9 protein-coding genes, 2 pseudogenes and 1 riboswitch are annotated in these 18,803 nt (G+C 49.7%); all 11 genes and pseudogenes read left to right on the forward strand.

The window, feature by feature from the left end; translation table 11 throughout:
• Window positions 1-6: 6 nt before the first annotated feature.
• The 11 genes and pseudogenes from PVOR_RS06095 (at window position 7) to PVOR_RS06150 (ending at window position 18,558) form a co-directional block, all read left to right on the forward strand.
• Window positions 7-840 (forward strand): carbohydrate ABC transporter permease, encoded by an 834-nt coding sequence (locus PVOR_RS06095; protein ID WP_006208240.1) that lies wholly within the window; start codon window positions 7-9, stop codon window positions 838-840.
• A 227-nt stretch (window positions 841-1,067) separates the two neighbouring features.
• The gene (locus PVOR_RS06100) at window positions 1,068-2,609 is read left to right on the forward strand and encodes a helix-turn-helix domain-containing protein (RefSeq protein WP_006208241.1); all 1,542 of its coding nucleotides are present in this window, start codon (window positions 1,068-1,070) and stop codon (window positions 2,607-2,609) included.
• Window positions 2,610-2,627: 18 nt separating this feature from the next.
• On the forward strand, window positions 2,628-4,472 hold the full coding sequence (locus PVOR_RS06105) for a cache domain-containing sensor histidine kinase (RefSeq protein WP_006208242.1): 1,845 nt from the start codon (window positions 2,628-2,630) through the stop codon (window positions 4,470-4,472).
• Entirely contained in the window at window positions 4,444-5,976 is a 1,533-nt protein-coding gene (locus PVOR_RS06110; protein ID WP_006208243.1) for a response regulator transcription factor, read from the forward strand. Before PVOR_RS06105 ends, PVOR_RS06110 begins: the two co-directional genes overlap by 29 nt.
• A gap of 124 nt (window positions 5,977-6,100) precedes the next feature.
• Window positions 6,101-7,799 (forward strand): annotated as a pseudogene (locus PVOR_RS06115) (ABC transporter substrate-binding protein).
• Between the two features lie 121 nt (window positions 7,800-7,920).
• On the forward strand, window positions 7,921-8,850 hold the full coding sequence (locus PVOR_RS06120; RefSeq protein WP_083811663.1) for an ABC transporter permease: 930 nt from the start codon (window positions 7,921-7,923) through the stop codon (window positions 8,848-8,850).
• A 2-nt stretch (window positions 8,851-8,852) separates the two neighbouring features.
• Window positions 8,853-9,812 (forward strand): carbohydrate ABC transporter permease, encoded by a 960-nt coding sequence (locus PVOR_RS06125; protein WP_006208246.1) that lies wholly within the window; start codon window positions 8,853-8,855, stop codon window positions 9,810-9,812.
• A gap of 378 nt (window positions 9,813-10,190) precedes the next feature.
• Window positions 10,191-11,186 (forward strand): annotated as a pseudogene (locus tag PVOR_RS06130) (AAA family ATPase); the annotation flags it as partial.
• Between the two features lie 1,282 nt (window positions 11,187-12,468).
• Window positions 12,469-14,793: a transglutaminase family protein gene (locus PVOR_RS06140; RefSeq protein ID WP_006208248.1), complete on the forward strand. Its 2,325-nt coding sequence runs from the start codon at window positions 12,469-12,471 to the stop codon at window positions 14,791-14,793.
• Between the two features lie 78 nt (window positions 14,794-14,871).
• Complete coding sequence (gene guaA, locus PVOR_RS06145) at window positions 14,872-16,410, forward strand: glutamine-hydrolyzing GMP synthase (protein WP_006208249.1); 1,539 nt, start codon at window positions 14,872-14,874, stop codon at window positions 16,408-16,410.
• A 467-nt stretch (window positions 16,411-16,877) separates the two neighbouring features.
• Window positions 16,878-16,976: riboswitch (purine riboswitch) on the forward strand.
• A gap of 211 nt (window positions 16,977-17,187) precedes the next feature.
• The gene (locus PVOR_RS06150) at window positions 17,188-18,558 is read left to right on the forward strand and encodes an NCS2 family permease (RefSeq protein ID WP_006208251.1); all 1,371 of its coding nucleotides are present in this window, start codon (window positions 17,188-17,190) and stop codon (window positions 18,556-18,558) included.
• Window positions 18,559-18,803: the final 245 nt, after the last annotated feature.

An 18,803-nucleotide genomic window follows, 5' to 3' on the forward strand; every position in this document is an offset into this window, starting at 1 on the left:
GAATGAATGATACATCGGGGATTGAGAATGTCCACCGTCGTGCTGCACATCGTTCTGATCATAGGTGCTTGTATTATGGCACTGCCGTTTGTTTGGATGGTGCTCAGCTCGCTCAAGGATTTGTCGCAAGTATTCGTGGTGCCGCCCAAATGGATTCCGGACCCGTTCATCTGGTCCAACTATAAGGATTCCCTGACGGCACTGCCCTTCGGGCGCGCATACTTTAACAGCTTTTATATCAATATGATCGTCGTCCTTTCACAGCTAGTTACCTGTTCCATGGCAGCCTATGCTTTTGCCAAAATCACGTTCCCGTTTCGGGAGCCGCTGTTCATTCTGTTTCTGGCCACCATGATGGTGCCGGGACAAGTGACCATCATTCCGCTATATCTGATCATGAAAAATATCGGATGGCTGGACACGCATCTGGCGATTATTGTCCCTTCGGCGTTGCTCAACGCATTCGGGGTGTTTCTGCTCCGGCAATTCTTCCGGGGAATTCCGAAAGAGATGGAGGAGGCCGCCATTGTGGATGGCGCGAACCGCTGGACGATCTATGCCCGGATCATGCTCCCTTTGATTAAACCGGCGCTGTCGGCACTCGGCATTTTCACCTTTCTCGGGATGTGGAACAACTTCTTTAATCCGCTGATCTTTCTCAGCAGCACGGATAAGTTCACCGTTCCGATGATGCTGAATCTGTACCGCGGCATGTATTCCACAGACTGGACACTGATGATGGCGGGGGCTTCCATAGCACTGATTCCGGTCCTTATCGTATATATCATCGGCCAGAAATATATTATTGAGGGCGTCACCTTATCGGGAATTAAAGGGTAGCTGATAGGTGATAGGAATAACCCATAAGCTGGATTCTTAGATGACAGAATCCGCTTGCGGGTTATTTGCGTTCTGCGCCTGAATGGCCTTGTAGAACCAGGCACCATCACGATTAGCGTTCACATCAATTTATACAAGTCAGTATATTCTCATAGGTATACTAGTATGGTAGTATAAGTAAAATGAGTGCGCTTACATAATACGCTTCACTAAGGGAGACGATGACGATGTTCAATGTACTTCTGGTGGATGATGAACCATGGGTCCTGGAGGGGCTTAGGACCATGATTGACTGGAACCGGTTCGGATTCCAAATATGCGGAGAAGCCCTGAGTGCTCCGGAAGCGTTGAAGTTAATAGAACGATTGCAGCCGGAGCTGGTCATGACGGATATCCGCATGCCTGTGCTGAACGGTCTGGAATTGATTGAGCACAGCAATCGGACAATGCCCCATCCACCGAAATTCGTGATTCTGAGCGGATATGATGATTTTGGATACGCCCACAACGCCATGCAGCAGCGGGTTGCGGAATATTTGCTCAAACCGATTGATGATGAAGAGATCGAAGCTCTGTTAGCCAGACTGAGCCATGTGATCCGGGATGAGTATGAAACCGAACATAGCCATCAGATGAAAGCGGGCATCGCCATCCATTATCTATTGAATCGATTAATTCAGGATGGGGATAACCACGATATAGCGGAGCAAGTCCGCAAGGCGATGTTGATCCAGGGAGAGCCGGAGCTTCGGTGTCTATTGATTGATACGGAGTCCTCGGGCATGGACTTGATGAAATGGATTGCCAATCATGGCCCCGAGGGACTGCTCGGATGCTTTCAGGATAGCAGCGGCAGTCTCGGAGTCCTGCTTCGTGTTGAGCAGCAGGCCCCTGATGACGTTATGGAAACCGCGCTTCAATTGCAGTCCGCACTGGTCCAGGAGCTGGGAGGGCCGGTTATCGTGGCATTGAGTGCCATGGGGAGAGGAATTCAGGCCGTCGGGGAGCTTTACCGGCAAAGCGCGGAGGTGCGTCATTATAGACGAAGCCAAGGAAGAAGCGGCGTGTTTTGTTATCAGGAGCTGAGGAGAATGGCCGATTCCCGGGAATTTCCGTTCGGGCGGGTCGAAGATTTAATGTCGATGATCCTGGCAGGGGAGTCCCAACCAATCGAAGCATGTTTGGAGCGGATCTTCGCAGTCATGACCGATTACATGCCGGATCTGAGAGCCATTCGGGCCGATGTGGCTGATCTGGAGTTGTCGCTGTGCAGAACAATCGCCGAGATGAATGGGGATCCGGATATTTTCATGAACAGGCTGCAGGAGGAGCTTGGCAATCTGGATGATGCCTGCAATGGTGCAGCGCTTAAGAACTACGTGCGGCATCTCGCGCTCCAAGCCTCCTCACTGCTCGCTGAGTTGAGGAAGCACAACGAGCACAACACGATTTTTCAAGTGATTCAGTATGTCGACCGGGAGTACCGGAGTAAGCTGCAGCTTCAGGAGTTGGCACAGCATTTTCACATGAACGCCACCTATTTGGGACAGCTGTTCAAGAAGCACGCAGGCAGGCCTTTTAAGGAATATGTCAATGACAAGCGGATTGAAGAGGCCAAGCTGCTGCTGAAGCGAAGCGGGATGAAGGTGTCCGAGGTTGCACAGCATGTCGGGTTCCCGAACGCGGACTATTTCATCCATAAATTTAAGATGACAACTGGGATGCTGCCCTCGAATTACAAGAATAATGAGGATAGCAAGCTGCGCTAATCCGGGAGGGTGCCTTTTATGAAGAGGATGTTCGGACGGGGAAATTTCGTAAACGATATTCCACTGAAATATAAATTCTTTCTTATTTTTGTCATAGGTGTGCTGCTGCCTATTCTGGTGATTAACTTGATGTTCATGGATCGAATGTCGGAGCTGATCAGGGAGAGAGAAGAGCAGAACCTTGACATATCGATGGAGCGGGCAAGAAAGGATATCCATAATTTCATAGACGGCGGCGTGGCAGTAAGCCATGCCCTGAGCACCGATAAGACACTCTACGAAATGCTCGATCGGGAATATGAGTCGCAATTGGATTTCTATGAGACCTTTGATGAACAGCTGCGGAATCGGGTAATCAGCTACATTCCGGTCAACAACCAGATTCAGCGAATCAGTATCTTCACCGGCAATCCCTCCATTGTGTCCGGGGGCAACTATCATGTGATCAATGACGATGTGCTGGACAGTGATTGGTTTAAGCTGTGGAGCAATTCGACCCACCCGGTGCTGGTGGCAGCATACAGGGCAACGGAGGCGAATAACTCGGCTTCGACGGTTCCGTATTTAAGCGTGATTGAGAAAATGGCTTATTTTGATAACTATGACACCTATGAGAAGCTGCTTCGAATTGATATCGACTTAAGCAAAATCTATGACGTCATTGTACGGGAACGCGATTATCTGGATATGTATTTAGTAAACGAGAACAACGAGATCATCATGTCGGCCAGCAGCGGTTACGAGAGAGGGAAGTATGATGCTTATCCGGTGTTTGACTTGGAGCAGTACGATGAAGAGGATCGGCACGTGTTCTCCATCGGAACGGCCAGGTATGTTAAGGGCTGGAAGCTGATCGGCATAACCCAGGGCAACCGGATCACGAGCGCCATGCTGGATATGCAGCTGTTTACCGTCATTTTGGCAGCTGTGGTTACGCTGATCGCTGCGATTTTTATTACGGTTATGCTCAGGTCTTACAATTACCGTGTGAAGCGACTGTCCCGTCATATGCAGAAGGTGAGCAATGAGAAATTTGATCTGATCGAAATTGATGAAGGCCGGGACGAAATTGGCGGACTCATCCGTAATTTTAATCAGATGACAACGAAGATGAACTCTCTGATCAACAATGTGTATAAGCTGGAAATTCAGAAGAAGGACCTGGAGATGGAGCGGGTCCGGGCTGAATTGAACTTTTTGCAGAGCCAGATGAATCCCCATTTCCTGTTTAATACCCTTAACGCGATATTAGTGGTCTGTACGAAGAACCAATATTCGGATGTGACGGACATCATTAAGAGTTTGTCCAAGCTGCTCCGCAGATTATTAAGCTGGAGAGAGGATTTGGTCTCTGTTGAGGAAGAAATAAGGTTTATTGAAATGTATCTCAAAATCGAAAAGTTTCGGTTTCGGGATAAATTTGAATATCAATTCCATATCGATGTGGAAGCGCTTCATTATAAAATACCGAAAATGAGCATTCAGCCTCTCGTTGAGAATGCCTGCAAATACGGTCTGCAAACGGTGGATGGAGCCGGTCTTGTTACGATCAGCGCTTCCGTAGCCAGCGACTATCTTCATATCGTCATCTCGGATAACGGGAAGGGCATTGAGCAAGACAAGCTCCGGGACATCATCCTGTCGGTTCGCAACGAGCAATTCTCGGGCAACAGCTTTGGTATCCGAAATGTCTACCGGAGGCTGGAATTGTACTATAACGATCATGTCATTTTCAATATTGCCAGCAGCCCGAATCAGGGGACAACGGTTTCGTTCGAGATTCCGATCAAACTGCTGGAAACTCAGGAGCAAGGGAGCGGAGGAGGGGAGAGCCATGACATTCAACGTGCTCTTGATCGATGATGAACCGGGTGCGCTGGAAGGGCTTGCGCTGTGGATTGATTGGGAACGCCTTGGGTTTATCATCTGCGGAACTTGCAGCAACGGACTTGAAGGGCTGCAGAAGATTGTTGAATATAAGCCGGATTTGGTCATCACGGACGTGAATATGCCGCTCATGGACGGACTTCTCATGATTGAAACGTGGCAGCAGGAGTATCCCGACAGCGGGGTTAAGTTTGTAGTCATGAGCGGATACAGCGAATTCGAATATGCAAGGAAGGCACTGCGCCATGGAATCAACCACTACATACTGAAACCTGTTATCGGGGAAGAGGCCGAGGAGGAATTGAGCAGGATTCATGAGGAGCTTGTGCAAGAGAAGAACAGATTCAATCTCGGGGTCATTGCCATGCGAGAAGAAGCCATTTCTCTGATCAAGCATTCACTGCTGGAGCTGCCGCTTAAAGATAGCGGGCTTGTGAAACTTCAGGCAATATCCTCGGCGCGTGAAGCATGGAGTTGCTGCCTGATCCAATCGGAGCCTTCCCTGATGGCAAGCGTCAGGGAGACGATTGCCAGTTTGTCCGTTCAGATGGAAGGAGAGTATGTGATCGATCTGGAACCGAACCGAATAGGTTTGGTTTATGGACATTCCGCAAGCGGAGAGAGCGAGTCTTCTGATACGCTGCGGGAGCTGCTCCACCGTCATGCCGGTCAGCGGTTGATTGCGTCAGAGGGAGCGACTGAGCCTTCTCTTCTGAATATCCATCGCTGCTACCTGACCGCGAAGGAAGCCATCGAGCATAAATTTTATGATACGGATTATGGTGGATGCATTTCTTATCGTGAGATACGGGATCAACCGTTTCACTATCATTATCAGATCAGCCTGATGGATGATGTGATCAGGTCTGTGGAGCTGCTGGACAAGGCGGGGTTCCGTGAAGCTGCCGCCATCGCGGCATCCGCATTTCGAGAGCTTTGGATCGCACCTGGAATTGTGAAAAAAATGGTGATCCATGTCCTGTACAAGATCATAGGCTTGGTGAAAGAGGCAGAGGGCGCTGAGCCTCAAAATCTGTCCAGCAAATACAACGTAGCCGGATTAACAGACGGGGTCACCCATCTGGATGACTTGATCGGGGATTTGATACGCTGCGGCGAAGAGTGTATTGAGCTTCTGCTCGTACAGCAAGCACGGCAATCGCAAGGAGTAATACAAGAAATCAACCATTATATCCATTTGCATTACCGCGAGAATCTAACCATTAAGAGATTGGCGGAACTCTTTTATTTACATCCTGTCTATCTCGGCCAACTGCTGATTCGAAAGAACGGTATTGGCTTCAGTGAACTCATCCATAATTTGCGGATCGATGAGGCCACCGCGCTGCTGAAGCAGAACAAGCTCAAGAACAGCGAGATTGCGGATCGGGTCGGTTATAGCCACTACAACCAGTTTCTTAAGCATTTTGAAAAAAGATGGGGCATGTCGCCGAATGAATTCAAAAGCGGGATGTTCTAAAGTTTTTAAGGTTAATGCTTTAGTTATAGTATAGTCCGACTTTGAAAGCGCTTTTACAATATAGATAGGTTACAAGCATGCGGGTTCGTACACGATGTAACCACATTATTACGGAGGTGCTTTTATGGGGGGAAAGACAAAATCATGGCTTCGGCTCAGCACAGTATTGCTGTTGTCGCTCAGCGTTGTCCTTGGGGGCTGCGGGAGCGGAAACGGAAATAATGCGGCCACGCCGGAAAAAAAGGACTCCGCGGAACAAACAACGACCCGGAACAGACGGGAATAAGGTAGAGCCATTTGAAGTCAGTGTCTTTATCGGCGAGGCTGGCCAGCAGCCGACGCCGGATAACAAAATTTATAAGAAGATCAAGGATGAGCTGGGTGCCAGCTTCAACTTTGAGTTTCTGGCTGGCGACATCAATCAGAAGCTGGGCGTCATGATAGCCGGTTCTGATTATCCGGATATGATGACTGGAAATACGAAACTTACAGCTGCCGGTGCTTACATTCCACTGGAAGATCTCATTGAAGAGCATGCTCCGAACTTGAAGAAGCATTATGAAGATTACTGGAACATGATGAAGGACCCTAATGACGGGCATATCTATATTCTTCCGAACTATGGCGTATTCAACGGTAAATTGAACAGCTCCTGGTATTCAGGACCGGCATTCTGGATTCAGAAGGCTGTGCTGGAGGAGTTCGGTTATCCGAAGGTCAAAACGCTGGACGAATACTTTGATCTGATCGGCAAGTACAAGGAAAAATATCCGACGATCGACGGCAGTCCAACGATCGGGTTCGAGATCTTGAACTATGACTGGAGAAACTGGGGCCTGTTCAATGCACCGCAGCATTTGATCGGACATCCGAATGACGGCGGTGTTGTTGTCAAGGATGGAGTTGCCGAGGTGTTTGCCAACAAGGATTACGCCAAGCAGTATTACCAGAAGCTGAACGAAATGAATGCGCAAGGCCTGATTGATAAAGAGACTTTTGTGCAGAACTACGATCAGTATCTTGCCAAGTTATCCAGCGGGACGGTTCTCGGCATGTTCGACCAGCACTGGAATTTCCAGAATGCTGAGAATTCCCTGATCACGCAGGGCAAGGACGAAAGAACGTACGTCGGCCTTCCGCTGGTCTATGATGAGAACACCAAGGATCATTATCGTGACCGTGCACCGCTCAATTTGAATAATGGATTCGGCATCAGCGTGAATGCCAAGGATCCCGTGAAGATTCTGAAGATGCTGGATGCGTTGATTACGGAAGATTGGCAGAAAGTGCTGAGTTGGGGGATTGAGGGCGAAGATTACATCGTGAATGAGGAAGGCCGCTTTATGAAAACGCAGGAGCAGCGTGATGCATTTACGGACGGAACTTGGAAATTGGCAAACAAAGCAGATGCGTTCTTCGGTTTCGCTCCAAAAATCGAAGGAAGCTTCAGTGACGGAAATGCTACGGATGCTGCGGCTCAGCCTGAGGAGTACAAAGCCGGTCTGAAGGAGTATGACAAGAAATTCCTTGAAGCGTACGGCTTCGACAGCTACGTGGATTTCTTCAGCGAACCGCCGGAGAATGAGGTTGCTTACCCGGCATGGACCATCGATCTGGTTGAAGGATCGGAAGCGAAGGTGGTCAATACCAAGCTGAACGACTTGTCTACCAAATTCCTGCCAAAAGCGATCCTGGCTAAACCGGCCGATTTCGAATCTGCATGGAGTGAGTATACGGCTGAAATCGGTAAGATCAACATTAAAGCCTATGAAGACCGCATTAATGAACAGATCCAGTGGAGAATTACGAACTGGAGCAAATAATGTTCAGGCAAGGTCAGGAGGTGGAGGGCGTGCAATTAGCCTTCCACTTTCTAAAATTAAGGTTTGTGGGGAGAGCAGCTTGATATGGATGAGACCTTAGCGAAAAAGAGAGCCGTCCGAAATACCCAAGAGGGGAAAGAAACAGCCTATCACATGGAACCTCATCAAAAATCAGAAACAGCTGATTATGATGTCCGTCCCGCTGATGCTGTACATTATATTGTTTGCCTATGTTCCGGTATGGGGCTGGACGATGGCTTTCCAGGATTACAAGCCAGCCAAGGATTTCGGAGAACAAGCCTGGGTAGGCTTTAAGCACTTCAAGTTCCTGTTTACGGACGACAACTTTTTGCGCGTGCTGCGCAATACGGTGGGCATGAGTTTGATTAACCTCGTGCTCGGGTTTGTTACCGCCATTATACTGGCGCTGCTGTTAAACGAAATCAAGAAAGTGTTTTGGAAAAGAACCGTTCAGACCATCTCGTATCTCCCTCACTTCTTGTCCTGGATTATCGTAACGGGCATCGTGGCTACCTCTCTTGCCTCTGACGGGATCATCAACGATCTCCTGATGAAACTTCAGGTGATTAAAGAACCGATCCTATGGCTGAGCGAAGGGAAATACTTCTGGGGAATCGTAGGGGGCTCCCATGTCTGGAAAGAGGTTGGCTGGAACACGATCATCTATCTGGCCGCCATCGCTTCCATCGATCCTGCGCTTTACGAGGCAGCTGAGATAGACGGGGCCAGTCGTTATCGCAAGATGCTTCACGTTACGCTTCCTGGCATCAAAGCAACGATCGTTATTTTGCTGATTATGTCCATCGGCCATATTCTTGAAGCTGGATTTGAAGTGCAGTATCTGCTTGGCAACGGGCTTGTGGTGGACTGGGCAGAGACGATTGATATATTCGTATTGAAGTACGGGATTGCCCAAGGAAATTACTCGATGGCGACAGCCGGCGGTATATTTAAGACGGTTGTCAGCGTCACTATGCTGCTGCTTGCCAACTGGACCGCGAAGCGGCTTGGGGAAGAGAGGTTGTTATAGACATGGCAAATCAACAACTCAGCCCGCAGAAAGCGGCAAATGCGCCAGTGAAGAAAAATATCGTAAGAAACCGTGTCGAGCCAGTTCTATTTAACACCTTTAACACGGTGTTCATGATTTTCCTTGTTATTGTTACGCTGTACCCGTTCCTCAACACAATTGCGGTATCGTTTAATGCCGGGAACGATACGATTCGCGGCGGAATCTATCTGCTGCCAAGAGAGTGGACGCTGCAGAATTATAAGGCTGTATTCGCCTCAGGAACGATCTACAATGCATTCTGGATTACGGTGGCCAGAACCGTTCTCTCAACCGTATTGAATATCTTCCTGACCACGATGCTGGCATACACCTTAAGCCGGCGGGAATATGCCTTCCGCAAGCCAATTACACTTGTTTTTGTATTGACGATGTACTTTAACGCCGGTTTGATTCCAGGATATTTCCTGATCAAGGACCTGAATTTGCTGAACAGCTTCTGGGTATACATTCTGCCGTCCATGGTGAGTGCCTTCAACCTGATCGTGATTCGCACCTACATCGGCACGCTGCCCGAAAGTCTGGTTGAATCGGCAAGAATCGATGGAGCGGGGGATTTCAAAATCTTTATGCAGATCATATTCCCGCTGTGCAAGCCGGTTCTGGCTACGATTGCTCTTTTTGTAGCGGTAGGCGCATGGAATACATGGTTTGATGCATTCCTATATACATCTTCCACGCAGAAGCTGAGCACGCTGCAGTATGAGCTCATGAAACTGCTGTCGTCCAGCATGAATTCCAACAGTAATCCTAATGTGGCCGCAGGGGCCGGGATGACTCAGGATTCAGCGACAGCTATGGTAACGCCCTTATCCATACGGGCTGCGGTTACGGTTGTAGCCTCCGTGCCCATTCTGGTCGTTTACCCGTTCTTGCAGAAGTATTTTGTAGTCGGATTGAACGTGGGCAGCGTAAAAGAATAAAACCGTTGCACAAAATGCCAAACTCCTATCATGCAGATCATGAAGGCAAGCATCCCGTGTTATAGTGAAAATCGGCGGGGGACCCGGACGGTTAAGGCTACGAATCAATCATTCATGCGATAGAAAAAGCGATTACTTTGATCTTTTTTAGGTCGGGTAACCGCTTTTTCTTTTGCGCGGCTAAGAAAGAAGGGGATCATCAAACCAACTGCGATGGGGTGCAGATCATTCCGGTTTCTATAGGAGTGAGGCAGTAGAGGCTTCCAGGTTTTCTAGTAAATGATGTCTATCTTCCTTCTTTCTTGGAAAACCTATTCATAGATTCTAAATTTCGAGTGGTTCTAAATCTAATAATCTATGAATACAGGTTGGAGGTTGATGTTCTTGTTTAGTTCATCCATACATGCTGAAGAATCAAATCTTCCGGAATGGGCGCCTGATCTTCTGGGGAGAGTTACCAAGCGGGTTGGCAGTGTCATTGTTGGACATGAGGAGCAAATTTCGTTAACGATGATGGCACTGCTGGCAGGCGGACACGTGCTGCTGGAGGATGTGCCGGGAGTCGGGAAGACGATGCTGGTGAAGTCGGTGGCAGCATTAATTGGCTGCGACTTCAGCCGGATTCAGTTTACTTATGATTTAATGCCGGGGGATATTACGGGCGCATCGGTCTATTATCCTCATACGGGTGAATTCGTTTATAGGCCGGGACCGGTAATGTCCAATATCGTATTGGCCGATGAGATTAACCGGGCGTCGCCGCGGGCGCAATCCGCACTCCTTGAGGCGATGGAAGAAGGACGCGTCACCGTGGATGGTCATACGTATCCGCTGCCAGCTCCGTTCTTCCTGTTGGCAACGCAAAACCCTTACGAATACGAAGGGACAAGCCGTCTGCCGGAGGCACAGCTCGACCGGTTTCTCATGCGATTATCGCTCGGATACCCCAACATGGAGGGGGAACTGGAGCTCCTGGAGCGGGGAATGGGCAGCCCGAGGCTGGAGGATCTGAAGCCAATCATGATGGGGTCCGAGCTCATGAAAATGCAGCAGATGGTTTCCCGTGTATTTGTGGATGACACCATTAAGCGCTACATGGTCAGTGTTGCCGATGCTTCAAGGAAACAGCAGGGCGTGTCTCTCGGGATCAGTCCAAGAGGAACGCTGGCCTGGCTCCGTGCTTCGCAAGCAGCCGCATTTTTGACAGGCCGAATGTATGTCATTCCTGATGATTGCCTTCGTGTCGCTGTGCCTGTGCTGACCCATCGCATCCATCTGGGGCATGATGCACGCGCAGCAGGAGTCACCCCTTATGAAATGGTAGAGTCCATCATTACGAGGTTTGATCTTCCCCGTCTAGCGAAGCCGGAAGGGAACGTTTGTCATGAGTACGCGGTTTGCTGGAATGGTCGGAGGGGGAATCGCCATCTGGTTACGTCAGCGCTTGGGCTCTATCTGTGGTTAGGCGGGGAATCGCTTCGATTTGTATGGTTAGCGTGTACGTTTCTATTGTTATGCGGGGGGTTAACGAGTTTGTTCGGTCCAACCCGGATGACCATTTCCCGTAGAAGTTCCCCTGCCTGCATACAGGCGGGAGATTCCGTTGAGATGACCGTTCAGATCACCTATCGCTCGGTGCTGCCCCTTCCATGGCTCATCGTAACCGATCGGATGGGTGGCAGGGAATATCGCAAGCTTCTGTTTCCTGGCATGCGCAAGCGGCTCGAGTATACCTACCGTCTGAACCAGGTTCCCCGCGGAGTCTGGTCTTCAATCTATAGTGAGGTGGAATGGGGCGATATGTTCGGCTGGTTCAGGACATGCCGGAGTCTGCAAAGTGACACTGGCGGCTTTATCGTACTCCCAAGGCCCATGAAGTGGCCCGAGGCCCAGGTGCTTGTGCAGGGAAGCGATATGGACAGAGAGGATGAGCGTGCACGGGTGAGGGTATGGAACGAAACGAGAGGTACCGGCGTCCGTGATTATATTCCCGGTGATCCCATGAACCGGATTCATTGGAAGAACTCCGCGAAGCTTGGACGTCTGCAATCTTTTATGCCGCATGAAGGTTACGGGGTAAGACAGGGAATTGTGCTGGATACAGCGCTCCAAGGTTACTTCGGATATGAAGGAGTGAAACCGGAGGATGCTTTCGAAGAAACCGTATCTGTCGCAGTAGGACTGGTAACACAGCTTCTTCGCGACAGAATGCCATTCAAGCTGCGAATGGATGGGGCTGGTGTAGCGAATCAGCCTATCGAGTACAAAGGAGCTTCCTCAGAGCATCATCAGGATATACTGCTGCCGTTTGCTTCCGTTCAGCTGGCTGAGAAGGATTCTGTACGGAGGCCCAGGTTTGAGTTTTCACATAACTCTTCAGAGAAAAATACGGAATGGGCTGTAATGACAGGTGTGTTCCATAAGAATGTGGCTGTTACCGGAATAAACCTGCTGAATGAAGGCAGCAGAAAAGTGACCATTTACTGTACGCAAATGGCAAAGCGGATGAAATCCCCTGTAAACGCATCGCCTGTTCAAGGGGGAGATCAGGATCACCCGGAGTGGGCGCATGAATTTTTCAGCAAAGGCGGGAAGCTGGTTTATTTGCAAGAGTTATCGGCTTATGAGAATTCAACCCGGATAGGGGGTGCCGGGTATGAGAGGATCCAGCAACAGCTCGTCCGTTGAAGCTGGCCGTCGGGGGAGTCAGAGGTTGGAAACCAAGCTCCTGCCGAATTTGTTTCATTCCCGATTAACACACGGAACGCTGCTTCATCGTTTTCTTATTACATTGCCTGTGTTGGGGCTCCTGTCAGAGTGGCTCCTGCCGCTTCACGCTGCGGGAGAGGGGAGCAGCTACCTTGTGCTGCAAGCCTTATCCCTCTGGGCTGTATTTCTGCTGCTGCAAGGATTGTTTACGTGGCGAGGCTGGGTGTGGCTGCCGCTGAATGCCGTACTGGTAATTTGGCTATGCTCCCAATTATTCGATTATCGGAATCCGCTCGCGTGGTTTGTTGACTACGCTTCGGCGATACTTCCGGATGATGCTGCGGCATTCAGTCGTGCGTGGGAGTTTACAGCGTTAAGCCAGGAGACGAGGACCATCGTCCTGCTCGTTGGGTGGGGGATTATGGTATCTGCCGTCCATATGCTGGCATTACACCGCCGGACCGTCTGGCTGTTTGGCGGTTCGACACTGCTTTATTTAGCTGTGCTGGAATCTGCCATGGAGGAGAGCATCTATCGTGATATGATGCGGGCTGTGTTGTATATTTTGCTGGCACAGGGCATGATGCTGATTCTTAAGCTGAAGCAGGAAACCGTCGAGGGTGCGTGTAGCGATATACAGGTCCATGAGCCTGTAAAAGTCGGTCGCTTGTCGGGATTGCCCGTGCTGCGATGGGGTCTGATTGTGCTGGCAACCTCATTTCTGATAACAGGAGTTACCCGAATGGGAGGAGCCTTGAGCGAGCCTTCGGCAGGCATGGGGTTGTCTTTAACCGAGGTGGCCGAGCGCTTGTCGGGCTGGGGGGAGCGGCTCCGGGGAAATACAGAGCCAGCGGTTCCTGCCTCCCAGGTTACGGGTTATGCTGCTCAGGGAAAAGATTTAGGCGGGCCGCTGACGCTCAGTGATGAGCTGTATTTTACGGCGCAGTCGCCTGTGCGCACCTATTGGCGGGGAGACACTTATAACCTGTATGACGGCCGAAAATGGGGGATTGATCCTTCCATCCGCAAGTCGGTCAAGGTATCCGAAGATCTGAGCGGGATCCTGCCCTTCTGGGAGCGGCCTGCAGGAAACACGCTGGTTCAGACGCTGACTTTTGACAAGGATACGCCCATTCAGACGCTTCTGGCAGGAGGCATCATTACCCGCGTGAATGAGATCCAATCTTCCAGGGAGAGAGGGGCGCCAACCTTATCCGTTGATCGGCTCTCCGAAAGTGTATCTTTACAAGGCCAAAGTGCGGTAACCGGTTTTACCATTGAATCTTTATACGATCAGCCTGATGTGCCATCACTTCGAAGTGCGTCTGGTGACGATCCGGAATATATGAAAGAAATGTACCTGCAGCTTCCCGAACAGCTGCCGCTTAGAGTACGCAATTTAGGGGAGGAGATCACCTCGACAGCTGCGAACAGGTATGAAAAGGCCGAAGCTATCGAATCCTATTTGGAGCAGAACTATACGTATTCGCTGCAAACATCGGTGCCGCCTGAGGGTACAGACTTTACGGATCATTTCTTGTTTGATACGAAGGAAGGGTACTGTGTTCATTTTGCTACAACGATGACCGTACTTCTCCGATCTGAAGGCATCCCCGCACGCTATGTAACTGGATTTGCACCTGGCGAGCGGGTCGCGGGAACGGTCGATCGGTACGAGATCGCACAGAAGAATGCGCATGCCTGGGTTGAAGTCTTTTTTCCCGATCATGGCTGGGTGACGTTTGATCCGACCCCCGGGTTTGGCATTGAGCCGATGTCGCCACTTTCGGTTGCCAGCGATTCAGCTCCTGCCGGGTTTAAGCCTTGGTTAGACTTCTGGGATTCCGTCATTAACGCAGCCGTTAAAGTATTACTTCTGATATCCGTGATCGGTCCCGTGATGTTTGGGGGCTTACTTCTGCTTATTCTTCCTGTCATCGTGGCAGTCATTTATCAAATTCCGGCCGTTCGCGAGAGGTTTGCCTTCATCAGGATGGCCAGAACGATAGCGGTAAGCAGGCGTGAGGGTCTTGTATCCGCTTCCGTACTGGTTTGGGACAAGCTGCAGCGCCGGTTTGGAGCCTTGGAGAGAGGGCAGACCCTTCGTCAATATGTCCATTCCTTGTCGATTGCCGATGTCGAATTCAGAGCGGATCTGGAGCAGTTTGCACAGCGCTGGGAGCGGGCGGCATACAAGGACGAACCTTGGTCCCGTACGGAAAAAGTACTCTTTTTACGTCAATGCATCCGAATTGTCAAAAAACTGGCATGAAAACAAAGGGCCCTCTTTCTTGACGGTATGAATTGGGGTTGCGTATAATTAATTTCATTAATCAAGGGAGGCCCGGTAATGAATAAGCCTAATGAAATCATCGTAGTTTTGGACTTCGGTGGACAGTACAACCAACTTATAGCACGACGCATTCGCGATCTTGGCGTTTATAGTGAGCTTTTGCCATACAACACGCCCGTCGAGAAGATTAAAGCTCTTTCCCCGCGCGGCATTGTTTTCTCAGGAGGTCCTTCAAGCGTATACGCTGAAAATGCGCCGCATGTGGACCCTGCCATTTATGATCTGGAGCTGCCGATTTTTGGTATTTGCTACGGTATGCAGCTTATGGCTCAGCAGCTGGACGGCAAAGTGGAACGCGCCTCGAAGCGCGAGTACGGTAAGGCCGAATTGGAATTTGCTCCGAACTCAACGCTTGTAAAAGGGATTGAGCAAAAACAAACGGTATGGATGAGTCATGGCGATCATGTGGTATCGCTGCCTTCCGGCTTCAAGCTGGATGCAGGAACGGAATCTGCTCCGATCGCAGCCATGAGCAACGAAGAGAAGAAGCTGTATGCTGTTCAGTTCCATCCGGAGGTGCGTCACTCCGTTCATGGTAATGAGATGATCAAGAATTTCCTGTATGAAGTGTGCGGTTGCGAGGGCAACTGGAGCATGGAGACTTTCATCGAGGATCAGCTTCGTGAAATCCGTGAAGTTGTCGGCGAGCAAAAAGTACTGTGCGCACTGAGCGGCGGCGTTGATTCCTCCGTTGTAGCGATGCTGATTCACAGAGCCATCGGTGATCAGCTGACTTGTATGTTCATCGATCATGGCCTGCTGCGCAAGGGCGAGGCTGAGAGTGTTATGGAGACCTTCGTTGGCAAATTCGACATGAAGGTTGTTAAGATTGACGCTCAGGAACGCTTCATGTCCAAGCTGAAAGGCGTAGACGATCCGGAGAAAAAACGTAAAATCATCGGCAACGAGTTCATCTATGTATTTGATGAGGAATCCAGCAAGTTTGATGATTTTGCATTCCTGGCTCAAGGTACGCTCTATACCGATATCGTAGAGAGTGGTACCGAGACGGCGCATACCATCAAATCTCACCACAATGTTGGCGGGCTGCCTGAAGACATGAAATTCACGCTGATCGAGCCATTGAAAGCTCTCTTTAAGGATGAGGTTCGCAAGGTGGGCGAAGAGCTTGGCTTGCCTGAAGCAATCGTGCACCGTCAACCTTTCCCTGGACCGGGTCTGGCGATTCGTGTACTGGGCGAAGTGACGGAGGACAAGCTGCAAATCGTTCGTGATTCCGACTACATCCTGCGTGAAGAAATCGCCAAGGCTGGCCTGGATCGCGAGATCTGGCAGTATTTCACGGCGCTTCCGAACATGAAGAGTGTCGGCGTAATGGGTGACGCGCGTACGTATTCCTACACCGTAGGCATCCGTGCTGTAACTTCCATTGACGGCATGACGGCTGACTGGGCTCGTATCCCATGGGATATTCTGGAGAAGATCTCCGTGCGCATCGTGAACGAAGTCGAGAACGTCAACCGCATCGTGTATGACGTGACGTCCAAACCACCAGCAACGATCGAGTGGGAATAGGATCGGAATAGTAAAATATACGCTCCCTTTCATTTGCTTCTTTTGGCAGATGAGAGGGAGCGTTTTTTATGGCCAAAATGACTTGGACAGAAGCTGTATTATGGCCTGGCGATTCAGGCAGAAGCTTCTATGGCCTAACGATTCAGGCAGAAGCTTCCATGGCCTAGAGATTCGGGCAGAAGCTTTTTTCCAAGAGGCTAATCATTTCTTATGTCTGATCACCTAATACAATTATAGGGGAGAGGCCTCGGTGCAGGGCTATTTTGTATTTTTATTCTATTTATTGAAGCACCAAGCTAGAGTGAACACCAGAATGATTTTAACTCTTTTCAACGCCACTGTGCTGGGATATGACAAGTGGAGTCAATTTCCGAACATTTCTTTAAATTAACAAGTTTAATATTCGTTTTTGTTATTGACAAGCTTGGGCTTCTCGTCCTAGAATATGTGTAGAAACTGACATGACAACAACAAATAACGAGCTTTTTCGTATAATCCCGGGAATGGGCCCGGGAGTCTCTACAGGTCACCGTAATGATCTCGCTACGAAAAGAAGAGCGGCAATATAATGATGCGGACTCGTCCAGCATTCGAGACCGGCCAGCTAGATGGAGCAGTTGCTCCTGATCCGCTGTCGGTTATTCGATAAGGATGCTGCCCGGCAGCATGCGAATGATTGTTTTGCGGCTCTTTTTTCAAGCGACGGCCCTGGGGATCTATCCTTAGGGTCTATTTGTGTGTTGCCGTGTCATTAATTTTAAGGGGGATATCTCTACAATGGAGCGTTTCTTTAAGCTAAAGGAACACGGAACAAATGTAAGAACCGAGATTATTGCAGGCTTGACCACTTTTATGACCATGGCTTACATCCTGCTGGTCAACAATCTGTTCTTGGGTCCTGAGGGCGCGGGCATTCCGCAGGAAGGCGTGTTCTTCGCCACTGCAGTCGGTGCGGGTCTTGTGACGATGGCGATGGGCTTCTTTGTTAACATCCCGGTTGCATTGGCACCTGGTATGGGATTGAATGCGTATTTCATGACCGTCGTGTTAAGCTCAAATGGAGCGATTACCTGGCAGGCGGCACTCGGCGCCGTATTTATCTCCGGTATCGTCTTCATCATTCTTACGGTAACGAAGGTTCGCCAAATGCTGTTGACGGCAGTTCCGAATAACTTGAAGATTGCAATCACGGTCGGTATTGGCTTGTTCATCACGATTGTTGGACTTAAGCTCGGTAATATTGTTACGGCTTCGATTAATCCGGGAACCGATATTACTCATCCTGTACCGGGCGGTGCCTTCAACCTGGGCTTGGGGAATTTCGTTGAGAACAAAGATACACTGCTTGCGATTATCGGCCTTTTCCTGATCGCCATCCTGATGGTTCTGAAGTTAAAGGGCGCTTTGCTTATCGGTATCGTGCTGACAACGCTGATCGGTATTCCTATGGGAGTTACGGATCTGTCGGGTCTGAGCGGTGCAAGCTGGATTCCTTCATTTGATAATCTGGCTGTCGGTCAGATGGATCTGAAGGGTGCGCTTGGCATTGGTCTAATAGAAGTTATTTTCATTTTTACATTCGTTGAATTGTTTGACACGTTCGGTACGCTGGTTGGTACGGCAGGCCGCGCCGGACTTCTGAAGAACAAAGAGGAAGGCGAGAAGAAGCTTGGTAAAGCGATGCTCGTTGATGCCGGCGGTGTAAGTGCGGGTGCGTTCCTTGGAACGAGCACAATCACCGCTTTCGTGGAGAGTACTTCCGGTGTTGCTGAAGGTGGACGTACAGGCTTGACTGCTGTAACGACAGGTGTGCTGTTCATTCTGGCATTGTTCTTGGCTCCAATCGCTTTGGTTGTTCCTTCTGCCGCTACAGCTCCGGCGCTTGTCATTGTCGGCGTACTGATGATGAGCCAGGTACGCGATATCGACTGGGATGATTTCATGCAAGCTTTCCCGGCATTCTTGACCATCATCCTGATGCCTTTCACTGGCGGTATCGCTAACGGCATCTCCGCTGGTATCATTGCTTATGTGGTACTGGCTGTGTTCGGCAAGCTGACTGGACGCACAGATACGAAGGTGCATTGGCTGATGTGGATCCTGTTTGTGATCATTTTGATCCGCTATGCTTTCCTGGGTGCTGAATAACAATTTCATAGTTGTTGCATAATAGAACCGTCTCGTTCAGAGGCGGTTTTTTTTATTTTAAAAAAATGCTTGCATAGTAACTAAGTCATGTGGTATATTCTAATTCCGGCCGAGAAAACACGGTTGGCACACGGTTCGAAAGTAAACAAGCCAAATGAATTTGAGAAATAAATTCAAAAAAAGCTTGCAACGATCAAGCGGATGTGGTAAGATATAAAAGTTGCTAACGAGATAAATTGTTGGTG

It is taken from the genome of Paenibacillus vortex V453 (assembly GCF_000193415.1).
In the GTDB taxonomy this organism is placed as follows: domain Bacteria; phylum Bacillota; class Bacilli; order Paenibacillales; family Paenibacillaceae; genus Paenibacillus_AQ; species Paenibacillus_AQ glucanolyticus.

Bases quoted from the DNA above. Each gene is read 5' to 3' on its own strand.
- PVOR_RS06110 (WP_006208243.1), top strand. From the start codon at position 4,444: ATGACATTCAACGTGCTCTTGATCGATGATGAACCGGGTGCGCTGGAA.
- PVOR_RS06105 (WP_006208242.1), top strand. From the start codon at position 2,628: ATGAAGAGGATGTTCGGACGGGGAAATTTCGTAAACGATATTCCACTG.
- PVOR_RS06100 (WP_006208241.1), top strand. From the start codon at position 1,068: ATGTTCAATGTACTTCTGGTGGATGATGAACCATGGGTCCTGGAGGGG.
- guaA (WP_006208249.1), top strand. From the start codon at position 14,872: ATGAATAAGCCTAATGAAATCATCGTAGTTTTGGACTTCGGTGGACAG.
- PVOR_RS06140 (WP_006208248.1), top strand. From the start codon at position 12,469: ATGAGAGGATCCAGCAACAGCTCGTCCGTTGAAGCTGGCCGTCGGGGG.
- PVOR_RS06095 (WP_006208240.1), top strand. From the start codon at position 7: ATGATACATCGGGGATTGAGAATGTCCACCGTCGTGCTGCACATCGTT.
- PVOR_RS06150 (WP_006208251.1), top strand. From the start codon at position 17,188: ATGGAGCGTTTCTTTAAGCTAAAGGAACACGGAACAAATGTAAGAACC.
- PVOR_RS06125 (WP_006208246.1), top strand. From the start codon at position 8,853: ATGGCAAATCAACAACTCAGCCCGCAGAAAGCGGCAAATGCGCCAGTG.